This window comes from Flavobacterium sp. (genome assembly GCF_040379285.1).
GTDB lineage: Bacteria > Bacteroidota > Bacteroidia > Flavobacteriales > Flavobacteriaceae > Flavobacterium.
This window is the reverse complement of sequence record NZ_JBEILJ010000079.1, coordinates 1-7,706: the sequence shown is the minus strand read 5'-3', so window position 1 is coordinate 7,706 and position 7,706 is coordinate 1. Positions and strand designations below refer to the sequence as shown.

9 protein-coding genes are annotated in these 7,706 nt (G+C 41.5%); 6 read left to right on the top strand and 3 right to left on the bottom strand.

Going from position 1 to position 7,706, the window contains the following annotated elements; all coding sequences use genetic code 11:
- Positions 1 to 257 precede the first annotated feature (257 nt).
- From ABWO12_RS11740 to ABWO12_RS11715, 6 genes are all read left to right on the top strand, one after another.
- Positions 258 to 494 (top strand): acyl carrier protein, encoded by a 237-nt coding sequence (locus tag ABWO12_RS11740; protein WP_026980165.1) that lies wholly within the window; start codon positions 258 to 260, stop codon positions 492 to 494.
- A gap of 171 nt (positions 495 to 665) precedes the next feature.
- Positions 666 to 1,919, top strand: a complete 1,254-nt coding sequence (gene fabF, locus ABWO12_RS11735) for a beta-ketoacyl-ACP synthase II (protein ID WP_353089163.1) — start codon at positions 666 to 668, stop codon at positions 1,917 to 1,919.
- Between the two features lie 8 nt (positions 1,920 to 1,927).
- Positions 1,928 to 2,674, top strand: coding sequence for a ribonuclease III (rnc, locus tag ABWO12_RS11730; RefSeq protein ID WP_353089161.1), 747 nt, complete (start codon positions 1,928 to 1,930; stop codon positions 2,672 to 2,674).
- 113 nt (positions 2,675 to 2,787) lie between these two features.
- Complete coding sequence (locus tag ABWO12_RS11725; RefSeq protein WP_353089159.1) at positions 2,788 to 3,273, top strand: IPExxxVDY family protein; 486 nt, start codon at positions 2,788 to 2,790, stop codon at positions 3,271 to 3,273.
- A 4-nt stretch (positions 3,274 to 3,277) separates the two neighbouring features.
- On the top strand, positions 3,278 to 4,708 hold the full coding sequence (gene pyk, locus ABWO12_RS11720; protein ID WP_353089157.1) for a pyruvate kinase: 1,431 nt from the start codon (positions 3,278 to 3,280) through the stop codon (positions 4,706 to 4,708).
- A gap of 109 nt (positions 4,709 to 4,817) precedes the next feature.
- A complete protein-coding gene (locus tag ABWO12_RS11715) occupies positions 4,818 to 5,570 on the top strand; it encodes a Bax inhibitor-1/YccA family protein (protein ID WP_353089155.1) in 753 nt (250 codons plus the stop codon).
- Positions 5,571 to 5,977: 407 nt separating this feature from the next.
- Here ABWO12_RS11715 and ABWO12_RS11710 read toward each other — a convergent pair whose 3' ends face one another.
- Genes ABWO12_RS11710 through ABWO12_RS11700 form a run of 3 tightly spaced genes read right to left on the bottom strand, consistent with a single transcriptional unit; the run spans position 5,978 to position 7,587 of the window.
- Positions 5,978 to 6,355, bottom strand: coding sequence for a hypothetical protein (locus ABWO12_RS11710; protein WP_353089153.1), 378 nt, complete (start codon positions 6,353 to 6,355; stop codon positions 5,978 to 5,980).
- A 3-nt stretch (positions 6,356 to 6,358) separates the two neighbouring features.
- Positions 6,359 to 6,754: a hypothetical protein gene (locus tag ABWO12_RS11705; protein ID WP_353089151.1), complete on the bottom strand. Its 396-nt coding sequence runs from the start codon at positions 6,752 to 6,754 to the stop codon at positions 6,359 to 6,361.
- Positions 6,755 to 6,807: 53 nt separating this feature from the next.
- Positions 6,808 to 7,587: an RHS repeat domain-containing protein gene (locus tag ABWO12_RS11700; RefSeq protein WP_353089149.1), complete on the bottom strand. Its 780-nt coding sequence runs from the start codon at positions 7,585 to 7,587 to the stop codon at positions 6,808 to 6,810.
- Between the last annotated feature and the right edge of the window lie 119 nt (positions 7,588 to 7,706).

The window sequence follows — 7,706 nt, the reverse complement described above, 5'->3', positions numbered from 1 at the left end:
GAAAATTCTTGATAATCGCCACAGCATTGGTGCCTTCTCCCGAGGCAAATAGAACAATTTTGGACATAAAACGGGTTGTGTTTTTCGACAAAAATACCGCCTACAAAAAAACGAATAAATGACGAGATAATTCAACTACCGTAAAAGGTTTGTTAAAATAATTTATTACCTTCGTGGTAACATTTGTAAATCAAAATGCTGAAATAAAATAAAGTTTTTTATTTTTGCCAACAATTAAAAATTAAAAATTAGAAACTATGTCAGACATTGCATCAAGAGTTAAAGCGATTATCGTGGACAAACTAGGAGTTGACGAGAATGAAGTTGTATCTGAAGCAAGCTTCACCAATGACTTGGGAGCCGATTCATTAGATACTGTTGAGCTTATCATGGAGTTCGAGAAAGAATTTGACATCCAAATTCCAGACGATCAAGCTGAGAACATCTCAACAGTTGGTCAAGCTATCTCTTACATCGAAGAAGCTAAAAAATAATAAAATATACCAAGCCCGCGTACCTTTTTGGCATGCGGGTTTTTATTATTTTCAAAATCACTACATTGCGATTGTAAATCAATCCTAAAGATAAATACCCCTGTCTCTTTGCGATTTGCCAAAAAGGAACAAGGGTATTCTTTATATACAGAACAAACTAAATCCATTTTTATGCAATTAAAGCGTGTTGTTGTTACCGGTCTTGGCGCCTTAACTCCCATCGGAAATTCGATCGAAGCCTATTGGGAAGGTTTGGTCAATGGTAAAAGTGGGGCTGCCCCCATTACATACTATGATACCGAAAAACACAAAACCAAGTTTGCTTGTGAAGTCAAAAATTTTGACATCGAACAATTCATGGACCGTAAGGAATCCCGTCGTTTGGACAAATTCTCACAATATGCTATTGCTGCCAGTGATGAAGCCATCAAAGACGCGGGAATCACCGACACCAATGTCAACAAAGCGCGCGTAGGCGTTATTTGGGGCGCTGGAATCGGTGGTTTAGAAACGTTCCAAGAAGAGGTTTTAAACTACGCAAAAGGCGATGGAACTCCCAAATTCAATCCGTTTTTTATTCCAAAAATGATTGCCGATATAGCTCCTGCACACATCTCCATGCGCAATGGCTTTATGGGTCCTAACTATACCACGGTTTCTGCTTGTGCTTCCTCAGCCAATGCCTTGATCGATGCGTTCAACTACATTCGATTGGGAATGTGTGATGTTATCATCTCTGGTGGATCTGAGGCAGCGGTTACCATTGCGGGTATGGGCGGATTCAATTCTATGCATGCTTTATCAACCCGCAACGACAGCCCTGAAACGGCTTCGCGCCCGTTTGATGCCACCCGCGACGGTTTTGTACTTGGTGAAGGAGCAGGTGCTTTAGTGTTGGAAGAATACGAACACGCCAAAGCTCGTGGCGCTAAAATTTATTGTGAAATCGGAGGTGGTGGTCTTTCTTCAGACGCTTACCATCTCACAGCACCACATCCTGAGGGCGTAGGTGTTATCGCAGTTATGCAAAATACCCTTCGCGATGCGGGAATGCAACCTGCCGATGTCGATCATATCAACACCCATGGAACCTCCACACCTCTAGGCGATGTGGCTGAATTAAAGGCGATTAGCGCGGTATTTGGAGATCATGCCAAAACCCTTAACATCAATTCTACCAAATCAATGACCGGCCACTTGTTGGGTGCCGCAGGTGCAATTGAGGCTATTGCAGTGATTTTGGCAATGCAACACGGTATTGTTCCCCCAACCATCAACCATAAATTTGCCGATGAAAATATTGACCCTTCGTTGAATCTTACCTTGAATAAAGCGCAAAAACGCGATATCAAAGTGGCGATGAGCAACACCTTTGGTTTTGGTGGCCACAACGCTTGTGTACTTTTTAAAAAAATTGACGCGTAATCTCTTCTATGAGAATTATTAAAAAAATATTTGCTAAAAACTCCCGTCCTCAGACAGAAGGCGGGATTTTTTTTGAGACCCTACAAAGCATCTTGGGATTTGCTCCTGGGCAATTAAAATATTACAAAAAAGCCTTCACCCATCGTTCCTCCAACTTGATGGACGAAAACGGACGCCCGATGAATTACGAACGCTTGGAATTTTTGGGCGATGCCATGTTGGGCTCCGTTATTGCCGCACATTTATACCGTCAAGTGCCTACCGGCGACGAAGGATACCTCACCAAAATGCGATCCAAAATTGTCAGTCGGGAACACTTAAACGAACTCGGGCGCGACCTTAATCTCATTCAATTTGTGGATAGTAAAGTCCCAGCACAGCACTTTGGCGAAAACATCCACGGGAACATCTTTGAAGCTTTGATTGGAGCTATATTTTTGGACAAAGGCTATGATTTTTGCGAAAAATTTATCCACGAAAAAGTCATCATTCCCTACGTTGATATCGAAAAATTAGAAGGAAAAGTCATCAGCTACAAAAGCCTCGTCATCGAATGGTGCCAAAAAGAAAAACACAACTTTCATTTCGATGTTTTTGATGACAACGGCAACGACGGTCAAAAATATTTTGGCGTGCGCTTAAGCATTGACCAAAAAGTAGTAGCCAAATCACGAGCAACCTCCAAGAAAAAAGCGGAAGAAATCGCAGCCAAACGTGCCTATTTTGCATTTCAAGAAAAAATTAACAAAATATAAGGCAATATCTTAAAATCCTACAACGATTTCGTTCATAAAATAACGTTAATCTAACTTCATCTCGGTAAAACGCATTCTGATATGAAGTATATTTACAACTTATTTGGGCGGAAATGGCGACGCAAAAAATCTACATCCATGAATTTGAAGTGCAAGATTACGAGGTAATCGCCTTGCATACTTCGTTGGAAGATTCCCGTTTGGCCTTTCACCTAAACCGACAACTCGACGTTTTGTTGGCACGAACCCAAGAAGACCTTCACATACAAATCAAAGAGGGAAGCACTGGACTTTCACGCTTTGAATTTTATGACGAATCACGCTTCATTACCTGGCATTTGGTGCAAAATAAAAGTGAAGTCATCACCGAATCGCAGGGATCAGGTGTGCTGTTTGCTACGCTAAAAAGTGACATCGCCACTTCGGTGCATTTATTGCCTGAACACAAAAAAGTGGATTTCATTCTCAAAATTGACAATCTAGAAAACGATGTCGATTTGGATGAAGTGATTCGAAAAATCAGCGAAATTGAATGGGTAAGTATGGCTTACCGTATTGATAAAAAACAACTAAAGTCCAAACACAATCTAATTTTTTAAAAGAATGCCGAATAGAAAAAAAACCAAAATCGTGGCTACCCTGGGGCCGGCATGTAGTACCCGCGAGGTAATCAAGGACATGATCGACGCCGGAGTCAATGTGTTCCGTATTAACTTTTCGCATGCCGATTATGCCGATGTAAAGGAGCGAATTGACATTATCCGTGGATTAAACCAAGAATTTGGATACACCACCGCTATTTTAGGCGACTTACAAGGACCCAAATTACGGGTGGGCGTCATGAAAGAAGACGTTGTGGTCAATCCGGGCGATGTGATCACTTTTCAAACCGCCGAAGACGTTCCTGGCAATGCCGAACGCGTATACATGAACTACAAAGCATTTCCTAGTGATGTAAATCCGGGCGAACGCATCCTACTCGACGACGGAAAACTCATTTTTGAAGTCATCGAAACCGACGGAAAAAACGAGGTAAAAACCAAAGTCATTCAAGGAGGCCCCCTAAAATCCAAAAAAGGAGTTAACCTGCCCAACACCAAGGTTTCCCTTCCTGCTTTGACCCCAAAAGACATCAAGGACGCGATTTTTGCCATTGAAAACGACGTGGATTGGATTGCGCTCTCCTTTGTGCGAACTCCTAAAGACTTGATGGAATTGCAAGAATTGATTTCTGAACATACCAATCATAAAATTCCGATTGTCGCCAAAATTGAAAAACCCGAAGCCGTAGAAAACATCGATAAAATTGTGGCCTACTGCGACGGATTGATGGTAGCGCGGGGTGACCTCGGGGTGGAAATTCCAGCACACGAAGTGCCTTTAATTCAGAAAAAATTAATCCACCGCGCCAAAACAGCCCGTATCCCTGTGATCGTGGCGACCCAAATGATGGAAACCATGATTACCAGCTTGACTCCCACCCGTGCTGAAGTCAACGACGTAGCCAACTCGGTAATGGACGGCGCCGATGCGGTAATGCTTTCGGGTGAAACCTCAGTAGGAAACTATCCTGTGCAAGTAATTGAAAAAATGACCCAAATCATTGAGGCTGTCGAGGATTCTCCTTTGATTCAAGTCCCCCAAAATCCGCCGCACGTGCGTACCAAACGATTCATCACCAAATCCATTTGCTACCACGCGGCTACGATGGCCAACGATATCAAAGCCAAAGCGATTTCAACCCTCACCAACAGTGGGTACACGGCGTTTCAAATTTCGGCATGGCGCCCCTCAGCACACATCCTCGTATACACTTCCAATAAGTATATTCTAACGCAATTGAACTTGTTATGGGGTGTCAATGCGTTTTATTACGACAAGTTTGTCACCACCGACGATACCGTTGACGACATTAACCAAATGGCCAAAGACCGTGGGTTTGTTAAAAAAGGCGACATCTTGATCAACCTTGCTGCGATGCCCGTAGTAGAACGCGGAATGGTCAACACTTTGCGTATCTCTGAAATCGAATAAACGCAACGAAGTATACATCGTAAAAAGGATTATCAACCTGTTAGAATTTTGATAATCCTTTTTTCATTCCAAAAAATCAAATTATCTTTGAGACATAAACTACAGTACTATGGAATCTAGAAATCCTTTTTTCAACACCAAATCCTACAAGGAAAGTGAAACCGTACACGATGCGGTACTTATTGATTACAACCAAACAATGACCTTAAACGGAACCATCAACAAATCGTTCCTTTTGTTGGTATTGCTCGTGGGCGGTGCCGTCATCACATGGATGATGATTAATGCGGGGTACAACCCGTTAATTCTTGTTTTTGGCGGGGCAATTGTGGGCTTGATTGCTGTATTGGTCGCGTCGTTCAAACCTGCTTGGTCGCCCTTCTTAGCGCCAGGATATGCGGTTTTTGAAGGATTGTTCATCGGGGGCGTATCGGCTTATTTTGAAGCTGCCTACCCAGGGATTGTTATTCAAGCCGTGGGCGCCACCTTTATAACGTTTTTCATTTGTTTGGCCTTATACAAATACCAAGTGGTGAAAGTCACCGAGAAGTTTCGTTCGGTGGTTGTGGCCGCTACGTTGGCTATTGCTGCCTATTATTTGATCTCTTGGTTGATTTCGCTATTTACCAACTTCCAACCCGTTCATCATGGCCACAGCTTAATGAGTATTGGCATTAGCGTTTTTGTGATTGTCATTGCGGCGTTAAACTTGTTTTTGGACTTTGATCAAATTGAAAAAGGCGTCTCCAACCGCATGCCCAAGTATATGGAATGGTTTGGCGCGATGGGCTTGATGGTAACCCTAGTTTGGTTGTATATCGAGTTCTTGCGATTGCTATCCAAAATAAGCAGCCGAGACTAAGCCAGCATTATACCATAATAAGAAAACCATCCTTCGGGGTGGTTTTTTGGTTTATAAAAGTGCCGTGAACCTCAAACCTGAATATATTGTTTTGTAGCTATTTCCTGTTGTTCGTTGCATGTCCTCAGTGGCCTGCGTGTTTTTACTAAGCCGCGCTCAAGCTTCTTGGGTCGCTATCCCTCGGCGGTAAAAAACAACGCATCCCCCTTCCGGGCTTTCCACTGCCACCAGGGCTAGGGTTTCAGCTATTTATCAATTATAATGTAATTAGAAACATAGAGTTTTTAACACAAAACCACACGTGAAGGGGGTTTTGTATTACAGTTGTTACATAATTATCTACTACCACGCGAAAGGATTGACTTCGTCGAATTTCATTTCGCGCGGGAGCGGAGGCAATGGATTTATTACAACTTAATTTGAATGTTATTACATTTATTTTCTTCGTACCATTTTAACCAAACTGATTTATCTTCTTCATAGACTCCGTAAGGATACCTAGAATGGCTGATATACTCGTAAGAAACGTGTGTATATTTTGAAATAAAATTAAGAGAAATGTTAAAATTTTTTATTTTTTCCTGCGTCACTAACTTCTGTAATTCATCAATATTTAAAACTTTAGGATTTACTAAGTGCATATATTCATCCACCACTTGTAAATGATAGAAAAATTGCTTTTTAAATTCAATATTTTCATTACATGGATTAAGATTTCTATCTTGCCTATTGAAAGTTGAACAACTAGATTGAAGTAATAGTAAAAAGATTAACAGCGATTTCATATCTTACATTTTTATTACATTGACAGTACCTGAACCAGGAGGTTGTGCATAAGCTTGACGAGAATGATTACCATTTTTTTCTATAAATTCGTCTATGTTTGGATTTGAGGAAGTTACTCTAGTATTACCATTTACTCTATCCTCTGCTTTCAAAGCTACGGCATGTGCTGCAGCCATATCAGGAGTGTGAATAATTCCTGCAGAATCTACTGTTATAACTCCTACACTACCTTTTGATATTCCCATTTTTGCTTTTTCATATTGTTCAACAGTTTCATGGATGATAATTCCCGCTGATGAAGCTCCTAAAGGGCCTGCTTTATCAAACTGCGATACATCAGCAATATCCATTGAATTAGTCTTAAAGCTACCGACTTCTGTTTTTACATCATCAAACACAATTTCTTGGTCTACAATAACATTTGGATCAGATACAATAGCTTTGTACTCATCTATAAATGCTTGTTGCTCAGGAGTAACAGACGTTGTCGAATCTGTGTAAAAACGACATTACCTCCACTATCGAATGAAACTTTATACGTGTTTCCAGTAGCTTTTTCAACTTCATTCACATATGCCGCTTTTGTGGTACCACTTGCTGAACCCTTTGCATCAGTAAATTTTGGATTTATTATATCTGCCTCCATCCCATCAGGGTCTACAAATCGCATTGGATTATTATAACAATAGGTATACGGATTCCATCGTCTTGAAGTTTCGGCTTTCGGGTCAATATTCATCCACCTACCAATGGCAGGGTCATAATTCCTTGCTCCATAATCATACATATTAAGCCCCAACTCATCTTGCCACTCCTTGCCGTTGTACTTATACTTATACGACAACAACTCCTCTGGAGTAGGTGCCATGCGTTTGAACTCCTGTTCCTTGACCACTTGCATCTTGCCGCCGCTGTAGTTGGTGTGGCGCAACCCAAAAGGATAGTAATGGTTTTGCTCCACAATTTTCAACTGCTGCGTGTCGGGGTCTTGCGCATAACTCAAACGTATATTCCCCAAATGGTCGGTGTAGTTGTACACATAGCTAAACTGATCCTCAGGCAACTCTTCAATCGGGATTTTTACAAGACGACCCGTTTCCTCAATCTTTGTGGTTAATCGAGTAGCATACCCCTCTGCTGTCGGAAAGAACTGTACTATGTTATTTTCATACTGAAACCCATTTGCATAATCCGTAACAGTATTTTGTGAAAGAACGTGTATTCGAACCACCTTACGCACTTTACGCCCTGTGGCATCGTAAATATATAAAAAAGCGGTTAGCAATTAGCTTTCAGCGATTAGCTTGACCCATAAACAGTTGAAAAAACCACCCGTGAAGGTGGTTTTGT

What these genes read in the sequence shown, in the direction of transcription:
- ABWO12_RS11740 (WP_026980165.1), top strand. Translation starts at nt 258, where the DNA reads ATGTCAGACATTGCATCAAGAGTTAAAGCGATTATCGTGGACAAACTA.
- fabF (WP_353089163.1), top strand. Translation starts at nt 666, where the DNA reads ATGCAATTAAAGCGTGTTGTTGTTACCGGTCTTGGCGCCTTAACTCCC.
- rnc (WP_353089161.1), top strand. Translation starts at nt 1,928, where the DNA reads ATGAGAATTATTAAAAAAATATTTGCTAAAAACTCCCGTCCTCAGACA.
- ABWO12_RS11725 (WP_353089159.1), top strand. Translation starts at nt 2,788, where the DNA reads ATGGCGACGCAAAAAATCTACATCCATGAATTTGAAGTGCAAGATTAC.
- pyk (WP_353089157.1), top strand. Translation starts at nt 3,278, where the DNA reads ATGCCGAATAGAAAAAAAACCAAAATCGTGGCTACCCTGGGGCCGGCA.
- ABWO12_RS11715 (WP_353089155.1), top strand. Translation starts at nt 4,818, where the DNA reads ATGGAATCTAGAAATCCTTTTTTCAACACCAAATCCTACAAGGAAAGT.
- ABWO12_RS11710 (WP_353089153.1), bottom strand. Translation starts at nt 6,355, where the DNA reads ATGAAATCGCTGTTAATCTTTTTACTATTACTTCAATCTAGTTGTTCA.